Annotated in this window: 16 protein-coding genes; 5 read left to right on the top strand and 11 right to left on the bottom strand. The window is 38.8% G+C overall.

Annotation, left to right across the window (positions count from 1 at the left end; all coding sequences use genetic code 11):
- Nucleotides 1–39: 39 nt before the first annotated feature.
- The 10 genes from pseI to LVD17_RS17985 all read right to left on the bottom strand — a co-directional run bounded on the left by pseI (nt 40) and on the right by LVD17_RS17985 (nt 9609).
- Nucleotides 40–1092: a pseudaminic acid synthase gene (pseI, locus tag LVD17_RS18025; protein ID WP_233760405.1), complete on the bottom strand. Its 1053-nt coding sequence runs from the start codon at nt 1090–1092 to the stop codon at nt 40–42.
- 6 nt (nt 1093–1098) lie between these two features.
- A complete protein-coding gene (locus LVD17_RS18020; protein WP_233760404.1) occupies nt 1099–1824 on the bottom strand; it encodes a WbqC family protein in 726 nt (241 codons plus the stop codon).
- 62 nt (nt 1825–1886) lie between these two features.
- Nucleotides 1887–2861: a sulfotransferase family protein gene (locus tag LVD17_RS18015; RefSeq protein ID WP_233760403.1), complete on the bottom strand. Its 975-nt coding sequence runs from the start codon at nt 2859–2861 to the stop codon at nt 1887–1889.
- Entirely contained in the window at nt 2854–3915 is a 1062-nt protein-coding gene (pseG, locus tag LVD17_RS18010; protein ID WP_233760402.1) for a UDP-2,4-diacetamido-2,4,6-trideoxy-beta-L-altropyranose hydrolase, read from the bottom strand. Before pseG ends, LVD17_RS18015 begins: the two co-directional genes overlap by 8 nt.
- Nucleotides 3912–4751: a cytidylyltransferase domain-containing protein gene (locus LVD17_RS18005; protein WP_233760401.1), complete on the bottom strand. Its 840-nt coding sequence runs from the start codon at nt 4749–4751 to the stop codon at nt 3912–3914. Before LVD17_RS18005 ends, pseG begins: the two co-directional genes overlap by 4 nt.
- Nucleotides 4748–5293: a DegT/DnrJ/EryC1/StrS family aminotransferase gene (locus tag LVD17_RS28590; RefSeq protein WP_306415951.1), complete on the bottom strand. Its 546-nt coding sequence runs from the start codon at nt 5291–5293 to the stop codon at nt 4748–4750. Before LVD17_RS28590 ends, LVD17_RS18005 begins: the two co-directional genes overlap by 4 nt.
- A complete protein-coding gene (locus LVD17_RS28585) occupies nt 5277–5903 on the bottom strand; it encodes an aminotransferase class I/II-fold pyridoxal phosphate-dependent enzyme (protein WP_306415950.1) in 627 nt (208 codons plus the stop codon). Before LVD17_RS28585 ends, LVD17_RS28590 begins: the two co-directional genes overlap by 17 nt.
- Entirely contained in the window at nt 5900–6925 is a 1026-nt protein-coding gene (gene pseB, locus LVD17_RS17995) for a UDP-N-acetylglucosamine 4,6-dehydratase (inverting) (protein ID WP_233760400.1), read from the bottom strand. The genes LVD17_RS28585 and pseB overlap by 4 nt, the downstream gene beginning before the upstream one ends.
- Complete coding sequence (locus LVD17_RS17990) at nt 6918–8321, bottom strand: BFO_1060 family glycosyltransferase (RefSeq protein ID WP_233760399.1); 1404 nt, start codon at nt 8319–8321, stop codon at nt 6918–6920. The genes pseB and LVD17_RS17990 overlap by 8 nt, the downstream gene beginning before the upstream one ends.
- Nucleotides 8314–9609 carry a glycosyltransferase gene (locus tag LVD17_RS17985; protein ID WP_233760398.1) on the bottom strand — a complete coding sequence of 432 codons (1296 nt, stop codon included), beginning with the start codon at nt 9607–9609 and terminating at the stop codon, nt 8314–8316. Before LVD17_RS17985 ends, LVD17_RS17990 begins: the two co-directional genes overlap by 8 nt.
- A gap of 223 nt (nt 9610–9832) precedes the next feature.
- On the opposite strand from LVD17_RS17985, the gene LVD17_RS17980 reads away from it, so the two are divergent.
- Both LVD17_RS17980 and LVD17_RS17975 read left to right on the top strand, forming a co-directional pair.
- Complete coding sequence (locus LVD17_RS17980; protein ID WP_233760397.1) at nt 9833–11314, top strand: oligosaccharide flippase family protein; 1482 nt, start codon at nt 9833–9835, stop codon at nt 11312–11314.
- Nucleotides 11315–11709: 395 nt separating this feature from the next.
- Nucleotides 11710–12561, top strand: coding sequence for a DUF4097 family beta strand repeat-containing protein (locus tag LVD17_RS17975; RefSeq protein WP_233760396.1), 852 nt, complete (start codon nt 11710–11712; stop codon nt 12559–12561).
- A 141-nt stretch (nt 12562–12702) separates the two neighbouring features.
- Here LVD17_RS17975 and LVD17_RS17970 read toward each other — a convergent pair whose 3' ends face one another.
- A complete protein-coding gene (locus LVD17_RS17970) occupies nt 12703–13227 on the bottom strand; it encodes a hypothetical protein (protein ID WP_233760395.1) in 525 nt (174 codons plus the stop codon).
- Nucleotides 13228–13297: 70 nt separating this feature from the next.
- Here LVD17_RS17970 and LVD17_RS17965 point away from each other — a divergent pair, with 70 nt between their 5' ends.
- From LVD17_RS17965 to LVD17_RS17955, 3 genes are all read left to right on the top strand, one after another.
- On the top strand, nt 13298–13882 hold the full coding sequence (locus LVD17_RS17965; RefSeq protein ID WP_233760394.1) for a TetR/AcrR family transcriptional regulator: 585 nt from the start codon (nt 13298–13300) through the stop codon (nt 13880–13882).
- Between the two features lie 46 nt (nt 13883–13928).
- Nucleotides 13929–14915, top strand: coding sequence for a 1,2-phenylacetyl-CoA epoxidase subunit PaaA (paaA, locus tag LVD17_RS17960; RefSeq protein WP_233760393.1), 987 nt, complete (start codon nt 13929–13931; stop codon nt 14913–14915).
- A gap of 203 nt (nt 14916–15118) precedes the next feature.
- Entirely contained in the window at nt 15119–15730 is a 612-nt protein-coding gene (locus LVD17_RS17955) for a phenylacetic acid degradation b (RefSeq protein WP_233760392.1), read from the top strand.
- The last annotated feature ends 10 nt before the right edge of the window (nt 15731–15740 follow it).

Raw genomic sequence — 15740 nt, 5'->3', positions numbered from 1 at the left:
AGCCCTCATTTGCATGCAATGAGGGCTTTTAAAATTTAATCAGGCTTCTTCAATAAGCGGGAACGATAGAGGTGTGCCTTTCTCTATGTCTTCCGTCGCTTTTTTTCCAAGTATTGCTTCATAGTATTTAGGGTGCAAACCGGATCCAGGCCTGAGCGACCTTACATTATCAACATTCAACAGCTCTCCTTTTTTAATATTTTTAACAGCAAAGAGGGACCTGCGATATTTTGTGGCATTACCCATTCTTCCTTTTATTTCGAGTTCTGGTGTACCCAATGCCTTTTCCATATCGCGAATTTTCCTAACCATGGTTTTGAATTCACCAGGATCCATAGAAAAGTCCCTATCTAATGTATCAATGGACTTATCAAGTATAAAGTGCTTCTCTATTATTTTAGCCCCCATTACAACAGCACCAACAGGTACAAGATCTCCCAAAGTGTGATCAGACAGACCTACTATAACGTTATATTTTTCTTTGATACTTCTTATAGCGGACAAATTCACTTCTTCTAGTGGAGTTGGATAGGCCGAGGTACACTTTAGAAGGGCTATGTTTGTATTATTTTGACCTTTACAGGTATCAATAGCCAGTTGAATATCCTCTTCGGAAGAAGCTCCCGTTGAAAATATCACTGGTTTTCCTGTAGCTGCAACTGCTTTGATCAATGGAATATCCGTTATTTCAAGGGAAGCGATCTTATATATTGGTATATCTATTGACTCTAATTTCTTAACAAAATCCAGATCAAATGGTGAAGAAAAGAAATCCAGGCCTACATCCATTGCTACCCGTTGTAATTTCTCATGCCACTCCCATGGTGTAGCTCCCTTTTCATATACTTCATACAGCTTTCTCCCAGCCCAAGGGCTATCTTCCCTGGTTTTGAACCATGGCTTATCAGAGTCTAAAGTGATTGAATCCGGCGTATAGGATTGAATTTTCACTGAGTCTGCTCCAGCCTCTTTCATAGCCTTAATGGTCTGAATGGCCAGTTCCAAATCCTGATTATGATTTGCTGATAATTCTGCTACAATATAGCAAGGGTTATTGCCCCCTACTTTTCTCTGATCTATCTGAAACTCCATAATTATCTATAACATTTTTACTTCTTCATGAGAAAGGTGCTTTAATATACCGGATCTTAAAATTTGCAAACTATTTTTACCTTCGTTAAATAGCAAATCTATAATGGACATGTGCGAAATAAACTCTCCATGTAGCTGATTATACCTCGGGTGTCTGAAATTTTGATAATGAAGACTTATCTTTTCCTTCTCGAACAAATTATTTTCATTAATATATTCAAACGAACCTATTGGTGACAGATACTCATCAGCGCCCAGATATTTTACAATATTTATAAGTTTGTCAACTTTAACCCCCTGGCATCTAAATGATGACGAAAACACTATTTTCTTATCTATTCCTAAATACCCACAAAGTTCCATTATAATATGGCTATTAAATTCAGAAAGGGAATCTGTATCGTGAAGGTAACAACTCTCCAGCACAGGAAAAACCTCTTGGAAATATGCTGAGCTTCTGTACGATTGTTCTATAGATTTCAGATGTTTCTTTCTCCATTTCCCGTTCTCGTTAATCATAATATCATAGATCAACCTGGAGGCTGATACACTTTTTGACACCGGAATAGTAAGCATCTGAACTCCTTGATTTGTTTTTATCCTGTTTCTCTGCTGCCAGCTTTGTTTTTCAAACTGAACATCGTCATAAATGACAAATTTGTCTGAGCAGTCTATAAGAGCAAAGTAGCCCATCCATGGTAGGTACGTAGGCTGCATTACTGAAATAATCATACAATAATTTTTAACTTTGAACTATATTTTTGGTTTGAAGCGGCTAGTAGTGATGTCTTTGACTAACTATATTTCCTTAGCGCCTTAGCTATTTTTTCAAAATCTGCGTCACTCAACTTTCTGCTATTTGTTGATGATATAGGAGGCATAATTCTATCTCTTTTTTCAATTTTAAATCCATTACTTCGCACCATCTCAAAAATACTCTGCATTACCTCAGCTGGGTTTTCTACAAAATGCTCATACTTAACCTCAACAAATCTCTCAGGAGAGATTTTCTTTAAGGAAGCATCAATATACTCTTTAGTATAGTGAAGCTGTCCTGCAATCTGGTCAAAAACCAGCATTTCCTTTAGTTTCGGGTATTCAGGAGGCTTAACTCCTATCCACTCTTTATCCGATCCATACATTTTTAATCGTGACAGGTAGGTCGATTGCATACAATAGATTGAGTCTCTCTCAATATTAATAAACAATGCTGTCGGTAACTCTCTTGCTAATCGCTCAATATTAAAATCGCATATGGTGATATTTTTAAAAACAAGAGGTACTCCATATACAGCTTCTAAAGTTGCGAGTTCGTGAGCCAGTGCCCCTGGAGCAAATGCCTCCTCTGTAAAGTTTTTATCGTAGGCCTCATAAGGGAACCACCTTCGCCAAAAGTAGCCAAACTCGTGGGGACCATGGATACTTTCCGTGTAACCTAAGTCAGATGAATAGCCTACTTCAAGGGTATCTAAGCTTTTGAAAAGTGATTTATACAAATAAGCTCCTACATAAGGAGCCTTATAAAATCGCGCAATCAAATTATTAGCATAAAATAACCTGAAATAATTGACCATGCTTTGCATTAAAAGCGTGGTCCCGGATCGCTGGGCTCCAACTATGAATATTACTGGGTATTTGGGTGTATTGTAGGTTTCAGAAATCATAAGGTGCAAATCTTGCAATCTCTGATTGGCAGCTTCCATTGCTGACTCTGCTATGTCATCCTTTTTATATTCATCCAGTCTCTTGTTATCTTGTCTGCTACTCATCTTTCTTAAGTAATTGATTAATATTGGTCATTACCCTTTTTACTCCCCTTCCATCTACCAATTGAAAGCATTTTTGAGAAAGACTATGCAGATGCTCAGGCTTATCGATTAATTTACTCACTGTCTCTCGTATCCTACTTTTCAGGTTACGATCATCAAAATGTGATACGTATTCGATATACCCTTTTTTGCTCAGGTATTCGGCGGAAATCTTTTCTCTCTCTGATGATGAAATAACAACATCAGGTATCCCAAGACATGACAGCTCCCAGGTACTTAACCCTGCAGAAGTAATGGCAAAGTCTGCTTTATTCATCAAATCTGCCATTCTGCTGGTGTTGATAAACAACTGCACAGGTATAGGATATTTTGAAAGCATTTTTTTCAAACTGTCTAAATTTGTATACAGAGAACCTACAACTATGATCAATTTTTTAATGGCTTTGCAAAAAGATCTTAATTCATCAACAACCAGACCTGTCAGGTCGTTTTTGTCTGCTCCTCCAAACGACAGCAATATGGTGTATGGAAGTGTTTCTTGAGTAGGGCTACTCCGCAAATTTAAATACTCCCTTTTCAAAATAACATATTCAGTACCCCGAAGCAAAGTGCTATACCCCTCTCTGGAGTATTCCTGTTCCAATGACAAAGGGTTTTGATTGTGAATAATGTTGGAGTAAAAATGGCCATAATTGCTGAATGTTATAGTCATTAAATATGTACCACTATTAATCACAGATTGTTGATATTGTGATGAATAAAATTCTTCGTCATCGCCATCAGTGATTAACAACCTTTTTTGCGCTCCATATTTGTTAATTACTTCAAGTATATCCTTTATTCCGGAAGCTTCATCTCGCTGATTTATCGTGTCAAAACCTTGATTATTAACCTCAGTAACCATTTCAGATGATGAGTTGTGGGTTACAAAAACTACATTGTAGCCTTCTTCCCGAAGAAAATCTGCCAAAACCAAGCATCTTTTTATATGCCCTGTTCCTATTTGCGGATTGGCATCAGCGCGTATAAAAATGTCATAGCTATTGTTCTTCAAAGCAGATTGTTCTTGATGTATTCACTCATCCTGTTTAAGCCCTGATGCTCACAATATTGAAGAACGTCCTCTACCTCGCCTTCCAGGTTGTTATGAACCCTTTTCTGCGAAACCTTCTCATTAATATTTTTCAACCACGGCTTTTGTTCAAATAGTGTTATAGCCTGATCAACTCCAAAGAGGTTATTCTCCTGGTATAAATAATCAAAAACGCAACAAAGCAGGTTATAGTCTTCAGGAGTATCCAAAGTTAGCCTGATCTCCGGATGGATACGATTTTCCTCAGCTTTCACGACCTGCACATTAAATTCATCCGGCTTAGTTTTATAAAAATACGGGGTTACGTGCTCCCTTTCGTAGTCATGTTGGGCATTATCAAATGCCTTTGTCAGGGCAGTATAATTCATAACGCCAACATCTATACCTATCGGAAATGTGCGTACGATGGCACTTGAAGTAAAATCTGCATGATTTAAAATATGCCGGTCGACAACCATATCAATGACATCAGGGTCGATACACGGACAATCCCCTGTTATCCTTACTACTATATCAAGGCTGTATTTTGTAGCCGCTAAATAATATCGTTCAAGCACGTTTCCCAGACTCCCTCTGTAAACATGATAACCCCGGCTTTCCACAAGAGAGGCTAATTCGTCATCACTCTCATCATCTGATGTAGCCAGGATTACTTCATCGATTTTTTCTGCTGCAGAAACCCTCCTTAAAACCTGCTCTATACTTGGTATACCTGAATTAAAGGGGAGTTCTTTCATTACCTTTCCAGGTAATCTTGAAGATGACATTCTTGCTTGTACAATAGCTCCTATCTTCATTTGGAAACATAATTTAACACTTCCCGGATCACGTAATCCTGCTCTTCATCAGTCAGGGAATGATACATAGGCAAACTCAGGCATTGCTCATAATAGCGTTCTGCCTCTGGGAAATCGCCAACCTTAAAGCCCTGCTTTTTATAATAAGGCTGATAATGAACCGGTATATAATGTACCTGAGAAAAAATATCCTGCTTTCTAAGGTGTTCATACAATCCCTTTCTATCCCCTGTTTTTATTACATACAGGTGATATGCATGGCCTTCTTTCTGTAAAAGTGGTTGTATATCAGTGTTTTTAAAAGCTTCGTTATACTTTGATGCTATCTTTCTTCTCTGATTTAAGTTTTCATCTATTCTTTTCATCTGAGAGACGCCTAAGGCCGCCTGAATATCAGTTAACCGGTAATTATAACCAAGCTCCTGCATTTCATAGTACCAGCCCCCATGGTTTTCCTCAAGCTCATGGGCAGACTTGGTAATACCATGTGTTCTAAGGAGTTTGAGTCTTGAATACAAGGATTCATCATTGGTAGTTATCATCCCCCCCCTCTCCACATGCGATATGCTTTACCGGATGAAAGGAAAAAACGGTTAAATCGGAGAAAATCCCACTTCCACAAATCTGCCTTTTATTATGGGAGTCATAAAAAAAACCTCCTATGGCATGACAGGCATCTTCAAGTATCCAAATACCATACTTATCTGCCAAAGTCCTTAGTTCCTCTGTATTTACAGTACCACCTGCAAAATCCACCGGAATTACGCCTTGAAAAAACCCCTTAGTTTTAGATTTTAGCAAATTCTCTAATTTATTCAGATCCAAAAGTCCGGTATTAGCATCTATGTCAGATAGATAAACGTTACCTCCACAAAATTTAACAGCATTAGCTGAAGCTACAAAGGTAATAGGCGTTGTGATAACGTTACTTTGTTCGTTAACTCCCAAGCTTAAACAGGCGAGATGAAGAGCTGCTGTTCCGTTGGCTACAGCTACAGCAAACTTTGAACCTGTATAAGATGCAAAATTATGCTCAAACTCCTCCACCTTGGGGCCTTGGGTAAGAAAATCTGAATACAGCGTTTCCAGTACGGCATCGGCATCCTCCTGGGTTATTTGCTGCTTTCCATATGGAATATTAAATTTTTTCATGCGTTGAATGCTGGATCCAGGTGTCGTTTTATCAGTGATCGAATCTCATCAACAGCCAGGAAAGTATCGTTTTTCCCTGAATTGTAACTAAAGTTATGTGCCACCGCACGGGCTTTGCCTGAGTTCAGAAGCTCTTCCCTGATGCTATTCCATTTATTCGTGGTCGGATGTATAATGAAATACTTTTCAAGCTCCAGAGTGTTTAATGCATCACTCTCTGTAATCATATCTTCGTGCAACTTTTCTCCCGGACGTATTCCCGTTATCTTCTTTTCACATTCCGGCCCTATAGCTTCCGCCAGATCCATAATATTATATGACGGCAATTTAGGCACAAATATTTCTCCTCCTAAAGAGTTTTGAAGAGCAAACAGCACAAGTTCAACTCCCTCTTCGAGGCTTATGTTAAATCGGGTCATCTGATCGTGAGTAACAGGGAGTACTCCTTCTGATCTTTTGCCGAGAAAAAACGGAATTACGGAACCCCTCGATCCCATAACGTTTCCATACCTAACTACTGAAAACGATATATCTCTACTGCCTTTCACGTTATTGGCAGATACAAACAACTTATCAGAGCAAAGCTTAGTAGCACCATAGAGATTGATGGGGGCGGCGGCTTTATCTGTTGACAAGGCTACAACATTTTCCACTCCACAATCCAATGCGGCATTTATAACATTTTCTGCCCCCATTACATTGGTTTTTATGCATTCCATGGGATTATACTCAGCAGTAGGAACCTGCTTTAAGGCTGCAGCATGAATAATTATATCCACATCCTCGCATGCTCTTTTCAGTCTCTCAGCATCTCGAACATCACCAATAAAATAACGGAGCCCTGCATGATGGGATTTGTTTAAATATTGGGACATCTCGTATTGCTTCAATTCATCACGTGAATAGATTACTATTCGCTTAACTTCGGGATACCTTGAAACAAGGGTCTCTACAAACTTCTTCCCAAAAGAACCTGTCCCTCCTGTTATTAATATTGATTTGTTTTTCAAAAATTCATTCATTCTTTTGAGTTATTATATTTGTCCAAAGCAGTTCAAAATCAGACAATGAATGTAAGTGTTTTTTTTCGTAAAAGTCATCGACATATTTTTCATATCTTTTCTTTGCCAAATAAGCTTCTGACATATCTAACCTTTCAAATACCCAAACGGACTTTTTAAATTTAGGCAGTTTTAAAAAGAGGTCTTTATTATATGTAAGTTTTCCCAGCCTCGTTAACAGGTGCCTGAAAAGGTAAATTAAGTTGATTTTTATTTTTATTTTAGATTCCGGTCTGGTTAATGTCTTATTAAAATAAAAAGCAGCCCTTAAGTGGTTCAACCCATCATCAAAACCTATTATACTTGCCATTAACCTGTTCCTTTCTTGTTTCTTTTCTACAATGTCAAAAGCTTTAACTCTGCCAGTAGTATAAAACTCGTCCACAAAAGACTGTAATTCGCTGTAATCAGCCGCGATAACAGATCCTTTATAAAGCTCATCTCTAATAAAATCGGTATTAGAATTAATGAGAATAGTCGGGCGATCATGCATACACCATGCTTCAAGTGCCGTAGTAGTTTCAAAACCTAACCAGAGGTCTGAGATGGCAATCAGGTCATGGATTTCTTCCCTTTCCTTAATATAGATTACATTTTCATATTTGCTCAACCTGATGATCTCATTCATTTCCTCCCCTGTAACGGACGGATTACGGGCGCTAGGGTGTCTTTTCAGGAAAAATAAAATGTCAGGATTCTCTGTAATTACGCGCTCTAATACACCTTCAACCTCATACATTTGCTCTTCCATCCACTTGGCCCTGTCAGGTTTGCCGGGAGCATTCATATACTGTATCTCCTTCCGGCCTTGCTCATTGAACAATTTACCAAAGCTCCAGGCAGCATAAGTTATCACTTTCTTATACTTTTCTTTTCCATACTTCCGCAGTATAGTCTCCCTCTTCTGAAACTCATAAATCTTGTAACGATCAAAACCGGTAGCGCCAGTTAGCACCATTTTATCTTTATATTCTGGCAACTCACTCACCAAAAAATCCAAAGTCCTTTGAGACCAATGGCAAATGTAATCCTGATAAAATATATTATTCTTATTGTATCCCCAATAGTTAAAGGTACCATTCGTCCTGAAATTACCTTCTGAGATAAGGGAAAACACCTTAATCCCGCTTTCAGCCGCATATTTTGTTATTTCATAATAGTAGTGAGATCCAATAGCGTTTGGGGTAAGTACGATATCCGGCTTTTTCTTATAAATCTGATGAATGTCCCATTTAAGGAAGAACTCAACCTTACAATTCAAATATTTTTCAATGAAAATTGCAAGAAGCACCACTATTTCGAAATCCCTGCCTCTGGGATTATCTATAAAACAAAGGACATTTGTTTTCTTAGTCATTTTCTCTCCTGCTTATTTCTTCCAGGTACCCTGCGATGGTTCCTGTCAATTTCCTGATCGAGAAGTCTCCTATATTCTTCTGATCAATTTCCAGCTCTCTCTGCAAAAACCGGGTATAATAATCCTTAAGTGCTTTTTTCAAACCATTATAATCGTCATAGCCGTATGTAACACCACTATTGGTGGTCGAAAGAATTTTTGAACAATCTGAATCAGTATCACCCAAACAGAGTATTGGCCTTGCCGCTCTTAGATACTCAAACAGCTTTGCAGGCATGCGCCCCTTGGCATTATGAGATTTATTAATCAGCAATAGTAAGACCTGGCTATTGAAAATTTCTGATAAGACCTGTTTCCTGGGTATATGCTTCATAATTTCGACAGCTCCATCCAGTCCATAACTGTTTACTATTTCTTGCAGATGATAGTCAACTGCCCCTATCAACTTTACCTGCAAATTATCGCGAAAGCCTGGAACCTCATCGCATAAATCACTTAGGGCTTTAAAAAGAGGCTCGGATATCCGGTCAACGCCTAAGATGCCCGTGTGGGAAATAGTAAACTTTTCTGACAGTTTCCTTTCTATACCAACATAATCCTCCTCATCGTATCCCCAGGGAATAACCGAAACATTATTAGCCCCGATGCTCTCCAGGTCGCGCTTCCAGCTTTCCGTAACAATGGTAATCTTATCAGACTGTCTGAAACACTCCTGTTCAAGTTTCTTATGCCACCGATCTGCCCATTTTGAGATCATAAAATCTTTGTAATAATCTACCTGGGTCCAGGGATCCTGAAAATCGGCGAGCCATGGTATATTAGTTATTTTCGACACTCTACAGGCAATTAGCGTATTGGTGTGGGGAGGACCGTCAGAAAATATTGCATCTACAGGGTTTTCTTTTAAGTATTTTGTCAGGTATCTAACAGAAGGGCCTATCCATAGTGCTCTGGCATCGGGAATAAAAAAGTTACCACGCAACCAAATAGCCAATTTCTCAGACCAACTCTGCTTCTTATCACCTATATAAAGAATATTTTGAAGAGAATCGTCCTTCCTTCGCCCTGTTATTTTCTTAAACAACTCAAACGGCTCAATAGCACCCTTTTTCAGAACAGTTACATCATCGGGGATGTCTTTAAAATTGGAATGATCAATTAAAGGATATTGAGGATTCTGATGGGTAAAGACTATGGGTTCCCAACCAAAATCCCTTAGATACTTAACAATTTTCAGGCTTCTTAAAACACTAATCCCACCGGCGGGTGGCCAGTAATAAGTAATCACTAATACCTTTTTTTGTTTCTCATTTATACTCACGAAGCCCTAAATTATTAGCAGGCAAAAGTACTGCAATTCTAAGTTTATCAAAAAATTATCTATAGAAATCGCCGGTTATGCTAAGTTGAGGCATACCCATAAACTTTATTCAAGCGCTTTTTATAGTTTTGCGTAAAATATAAATTCAGATGAAGAGCAGTTACACTCAGGAGAGGATCAATAGCTAGGCATGGGAGTTATCAAAAGGCAATCTATTCTATCCACTACCTACACCTATATGGGTGTTGTTTTAGGTTTTATAACCACTGCATTATTATTTTCCAAATACCTTACTCCATCTGAAAATGGTCTGTTAAAACTTCTAGTGTCATACTCGACCATATTTGCACAATTTGCAAACCTGGGTATTAATGCTGTTGCTATCAGATTTTTTCCGTTTTTCAGAAATGAAGATAAGAAAAACCATGGACTGTTATTTTTACTTTTCTCTGTACTTCTCGTAGGATTTATTCTTTTCCTGGCTGTATTTCTGATCTTAAGCCCAACGTTGATCCAATCCAACAAAGCAGACTCTCCTTTATTTGTAGACTACCTCTATTTTATAATCCCCTTAACATTCTTCACATTACTCTTTGGGAGCTTAGACGTATTTTATAGAGGTTTATTTAAATCAACTGTAGGAGCATTTCTCAAAGAATTTGCACAAAGAACCTTCATTTTTGTATTCATCCTCTTGTATATCTTTGATATAATCAATTTTCACTGGTTTGTTATATTTTACTGCGTTGCACTTTCACTACCTACTGTTATCCTACTCATCCTTCTAGTTAAGGATAAACACTTCCACCTTAAACCTGACTTTAGCATCATCGACAAACCGATGGCCAGACAAATGGTACAAGTAGCTCTTTTTGGACTTATTACAGGCTTCGGAAATATTGCGATACTCAATATTGACAGCATTATGGTCAATCAGTATACCAATACAGCGCTTACCGGAATATATGCCATAACCTCTTATTTTGGCATACTCGTTTCTATACCATCGAGGGCCTTTTTACGCATTGGCTCCACCGTTATTGCCCAGGCCCACAAGGAGAATGATCTGAAAACAATAGATGAAGTATATAAAAAAAGCTGCCTGAATCAGTTTATTATTGGCCTATTGCTATTCCTCGGCCTAATAGTAAACCTCGAAAACATTTTCCTGATACTACCACCAGACTATGCGGCAGGTAAATATGTCATCATTTTCATTGGCCTTAGTCACCTTTCCGTAATGGCCACCGGTGCCAATACAATCATCATTGGCAGCTCCAAGTTTTATAAAGCCAATGCCTATGCTGTTATGGCCCTACTAGCCCTTACGGTGATCACCAACATCATATTTATACCCAGATATGGTATTTCAGGAGCTGCATTTGCCTCGGTACTTTCCATGTGTTTATTTAATGTCATTGAGTATATAGTTATCTATGTAAAATTTTCATTACAACCCTATAACTACAAATTTATACTCATTGTAATTTTCGGAGTTGTCACTTATGGTATTATGTACTATGTACCCAGTTCGGCCAACCTTTATCTTAATATTGCCTGGCTCAGCACCCTTACAATCATATTGTTTATGGGTCCTGTATTGCTTTTAAAGATTTCACCTGATATCAATGCTCTGTTCGCAAAAGGCATTTCCCTACTCAAAAACAGGTAAAGTATATATCCAATCTCAAAAAATTTATTTCTTCCCCATCGCAACCTTATTCGAAAATCAGTTGTCTTGTAATAAATGTTCTTTCCCAATCGTTGTTGAAGGGTAAACATTTAGGTAGCATATTATAAGTAATATAGGATTTTAAAAACTGTACATTGTTGGTTTTGGCTAATACCAATTCCGGTTTAAAGTTTAACTATGAAATGGCTAAATAAAAGAACACTGACTGTTATTATAGGTTTGATAGTAGCCATTATAATTTTGCTGAGTTCAAACCTGATGGCAATACCTGATCTTGAAGAGTCAGGTTCTCAATTATTATTTACTCCATTACAGCATCCGCAAATATCATTAACACAAACAATTATTTCTATAGTTCAAGAATACTTAAACCCATGAAAACGCTTTTTGTTGCCTTTCTTTTCTTTATCCCATTTTTTGTAAATGCTCAGGATGTATATAACCTCGACAAAACTTATGAAGTTGACTCTGACGGTTTGTTAAAACTTACAAGCAGTGATGCCAAAGTGTACATTACCGGCAACGACCGTACAGATGCCCGGGTGAAAATATACAGAAACATGAAAGGCTCACTTAATCTGGGTACCAGCAGCTTTGCTGTCGACATTCAGGCTGATAATGGCAGCCTGGTAATCACAGAAAAATATAGCGGAAGCATGATAAACGTTGCCGGGTCATCTGGCGAAGAGTATAAAATTGAAATTGAAGTACCTGAAAATATGAGGTTGGATATCAAAGGTGATGGAGATAAGTATGAAATATCAAATATCAACGGTGCTATTGAAATGCATCTCGACGATGCCGATGCAGACCTGAAGGCGTGTACGGGAAAAGATTTCCGGTTTACTTTTTATGATGGAGATATCAGCCTTGACAAAGGTTCAGGAAACTTATTCGTAAAGGCCAATGATGGTGATCTTAGAATAGCAGAAGGCAAATTTGATAAGGTCAATGCCACCATGGAGGATGGCGATCTTGTGATAGCAACCACGCTCACTAATAATGGGGAGTACTTTTACGATATAGAAGATGGCAGCCTGATACTCAGCTTTACCGATGGAGGCGCTAAGGTTGATATTACTCATGAAGATACCCAGATTGACCTTTCTTCCGACTTCATGCCCATACGGCAGAGCGAAAACCGAACCAGACTTGCGCTAGGGAGCAGCAATGCCAATGTAGAAATAAGAGCAGAAGATGCTGTGATCAGAATGACTGCAAAGTAAGGTTTAGTCAAAGCAGCATTCTTAATTAGACTTATTATCGCGGCTTAAAATCTCAATACTATCGCCTATTTATACTGAAGAGTTGTGAAACCTCCTCTTACCATACTTTGAGCAGAGATGGGGTTCTCAGGTAATTTGGCATCAATTTTCTTCCGGGCCCGTAGATTCAGCTTCCTCAAAACTACCTTTATATAAAATAACCTCCCTTTCCTTTTCGGTAAGGCGCAGGTCATTTACATATTTTTGAGGTGTCGGCCTGTTAAGCGACATGAAGAATAAAAGGAGTACGTAAAACAAAATAAAAGCTGCAGAAGTCGTTAAATACAAGCCCCCAACGAAAATCAATGACCCCAACTCAATAAATCCGTACAATTTCAGGCTTGCAGTATAATAAGCCTCTAATTTATCACGCAGGCTTTCCTGCTGATTAACGCCCCTTAAATCTTTCTTAAATATAAAATACCCGCCAATAACGGCACCAGCCCCAAGTACAGGCAACAAGTAAGTAAGTATGAAAATCACTGCGTTATCGTCAAGTGCAGGCTGCAGTTCTCTGTGCCTGAGTTCCAAAAACAGATAAACAAAAGCAGCCAAAGGTAAGGCAAGCATGGCATGAAAAACAAAACCTAGCTTATTGTGAAAGTTTTCAGGGCTTTTAAAGGACATTTATATAAATTTTGCGGTCAAAACTAATAAATTACTTCCTTCAAAAACAATATTCGCTATTTTTGTAAAGATGGTGGGCGTAGAAAATTTAAGCAGAAAAGAACAAGTTATAAGAACGGCCTCCGAGCTTTTTAAGCAAAAGGGCTATTCTGCCACCTCCATGCGTGACCTGGCACAAGCACTTGGTATTGAGGCAGCTAGTCTTTATTCTCATATTAAATCCAAGGAAGAGATCCTTCAGGCATTATGTTTCGAAATGGCCAAAAGGTTTCAGCGATCACTCAAAGAAGTTGAAGGTGCTGATATTTCCTATAGTGAAAGATTGCGCAGAGGAATAACGGGGCATATTCATGTCATGGCCAAAGAGCTGACAGCCTCAGCCGTATTTATGAATGAACACAGGCATTTAAGCCAGCCATATTTGCGCGATTTCCTTTTAATGAGAATCAATTATATCAACAGGTTTAAAAAAATAATTGAAGGTGGTATAAAAGCAGGGGAGTTTAAACCGGTTGATACCAAACTGGCAGTAATGACACTCTTCTCCTCGCTAAACTGGATGCCACACTGGTATGATCCTTCAGGGATCATAGATCCCAGTGAGCTGGGAAATCAGTTGGCGGGGATGCTTATTGAAGGTTTGAAAACCAAATAATTGATTATTTTGTTGTAAACTTGAAAATAATTAAACCCCTAATATTATGTACGGAGGCGGAAACACATTTGAATCAGCCAGGTTTGAAGGTTTGGAAAATGAAGACCCTCAAAAACTTGCTGAATTTGAAGCCCGAATAGAAAGAGGTGAAAAGATCGAACCCAACGATTGGATGCCTCAAATGTATAGAAAACAACTCATCCGGATGATCGAACAGCACGCGCATAGTGAGATCATCGGGGCTTTGCCTGAAGGCACCTGGATAACAAGGGCGCCCGGCTTCAAAAGAAAGCTGGCCCTAATGGCAAAAGTGCAGGACGAAGTAGGTCACGCCCAGCTGCTCTACAGTGCTGCAGAAACTTTAGGTAAATCGAGAGAACAAATGATCGATGATCTGATCGAAGGAAAATCGAAGTACTCCAATATATTTAACTACCCTGCCTTCACATGGGCGGATTCATGTTTTATTTCCTGGCTTGTGGATGCCGGGGCCATAGTTAACCAGCTTGCCAATGCAAGAGGAAGCTACGGACCTTATTGCAGGGCCTTGGACCGTATTTGTGCAGAAGAGTCATTTCACCTTAAATATGGTCACCACTGCGTCATCCATATGGCAACAGGTACACCAAAGCAGCGGCAAATGATGCAGGAAGCTATAGACAGGTGGTGGGGACCTATGATGCACTTCTTTGGCCCACCGGATAAGGTTTCAGTGCATACCGAAGTACTCATGAAGTGGAAGGTAAAAATGGCCTCCAATGACGACTGCCGTAACCAGTTTCTGGATATGTATGTTCCTAAAATATGGGAGTTGGGTCTTACTATTCCAGATCCAAACCTGAAAAAGAACCCTGAAACTAAAAAGTGGGAATACACTGAACCTGACTGGGATGAATTCAAAAGAGTGATCAACGGTGACGGCCCCTGCAATGCTGAAAGGCTTGCCGTACGAAGGGTAGCAGAAGAAAGAGGTAAATGGGTACGCCAGGCATTGCTGACTCCTAAAACGGAATATGTTACCCCTTTAGCATAAAAGATTAATCGAGGCTACCCTTCAGGTAGCCTTTTTTATATTTAAAGGCCAGTAACACGCTCAGGTTTATTTTGAATAAAACCATCTGGCATTTTGGGTGCCTATTGCCCCTCTTTTAAACAGAAAACGAATAACCGAAAACGATTGCAAACCACCATTTAAAATGACATCTTTGAAGCGTCATTTTTTTGCTTAAGAAATAAATGGAATCATTAGACCCCAGAGTTAACAGGCTTAATATAAAAGGATTTCAGGGCGATCTTACCCGAAAAGTACCCCTGGATCAGTTCGGAACTTTCGAAGTCTTTGTACAGGAGAAAGAAAACAAACCATATCAGCACGAAGGCATTGTTCATGCACCAAATAAAGAAATGGCTTTCCTTTTTGCTAAAGAACAGTTCAGCAGAAGGTCCACCTGTACAGGATTATTTGTTGTAGAGACCAGAAACGTGTTTGTAACAGAGTTTACTGAAGCTGAAGATACTATTTACAACTATGTTTCTGATGAATATCCTAAAAAAGGCGATAAGGAAGAATATGAGTTTTTTCACCTGATGAAAAGAGGCAAGCAACACCAGCATGTGGGATCGATCGAAGCCAGAAACCCTCAGGAAGCTTTAGCACTGGCAAAGCCGGCTTTCATTAATGAAAAGCCAGTTTTTAACGCCTGGGTAATTAAAACCAGTGACATTTTATTTACATCAGAAGAAGACAAAAACATCTGGGATACCTTGCCTGACAAGAAATTCAGGGATGCTTCAGATTACAAAGCATCGGACAAAATCAAGGCTTTTAAAGAACGTAACGCCAGTTAATAGTTAAGAT

Origin of the sequence: Fulvivirga ulvae (assembly GCF_021389975.1) — a bacterium.
Classification (GTDB): Bacteria; Bacteroidota; Bacteroidia; order Cytophagales; family Cyclobacteriaceae; genus Fulvivirga; species Fulvivirga ulvae.
Note: the sequence above shows the minus strand (reverse complement) of the source record. Positions and strands in the feature narration are given on the sequence as shown.

Excerpts from the sequence above, each read along its gene's own strand:
- pseI (WP_233760405.1), bottom strand. The coding sequence starts at position 1,092 with ATGGAGTTTCAGATAGATCAGAGAAAAGTAGGGGGCAATAACCCTTGC.
- LVD17_RS18020 (WP_233760404.1), bottom strand. The coding sequence starts at position 1,824 with ATGATTATTTCAGTAATGCAGCCTACGTACCTACCATGGATGGGCTAC.
- LVD17_RS18015 (WP_233760403.1), bottom strand. The coding sequence starts at position 2,861 with ATGAGTAGCAGACAAGATAACAAGAGACTGGATGAATATAAAAAGGAT.
- LVD17_RS18005 (WP_233760401.1), bottom strand. The coding sequence starts at position 4,751 with ATGAAGATAGGAGCTATTGTACAAGCAAGAATGTCATCTTCAAGATTA.
- LVD17_RS28590 (WP_306415951.1), bottom strand. The coding sequence starts at position 5,293 with ATGATAACTACCAATGATGAATCCTTGTATTCAAGACTCAAACTCCTT.
- LVD17_RS28585 (WP_306415950.1), bottom strand. The coding sequence starts at position 5,903 with ATGAAAAAATTTAATATTCCATATGGAAAGCAGCAAATAACCCAGGAG.
- pseB (WP_233760400.1), bottom strand. The coding sequence starts at position 6,925 with ATGAATGAATTTTTGAAAAACAAATCAATATTAATAACAGGAGGGACA.
- LVD17_RS17990 (WP_233760399.1), bottom strand. The coding sequence starts at position 8,321 with ATGACTAAGAAAACAAATGTCCTTTGTTTTATAGATAATCCCAGAGGC.
- LVD17_RS17980 (WP_233760397.1), top strand. The coding sequence starts at position 9,833 with ATGGGAGTTATCAAAAGGCAATCTATTCTATCCACTACCTACACCTAT.
- LVD17_RS17975 (WP_233760396.1), top strand. The coding sequence starts at position 11,710 with ATGAAAACGCTTTTTGTTGCCTTTCTTTTCTTTATCCCATTTTTTGTA.
- LVD17_RS17970 (WP_233760395.1), bottom strand. The coding sequence starts at position 13,227 with ATGTCCTTTAAAAGCCCTGAAAACTTTCACAATAAGCTAGGTTTTGTT.
- LVD17_RS17965 (WP_233760394.1), top strand. The coding sequence starts at position 13,298 with ATGGTGGGCGTAGAAAATTTAAGCAGAAAAGAACAAGTTATAAGAACG.
- paaA (WP_233760393.1), top strand. The coding sequence starts at position 13,929 with ATGTACGGAGGCGGAAACACATTTGAATCAGCCAGGTTTGAAGGTTTG.
- LVD17_RS17955 (WP_233760392.1), top strand. The coding sequence starts at position 15,119 with ATGGAATCATTAGACCCCAGAGTTAACAGGCTTAATATAAAAGGATTT.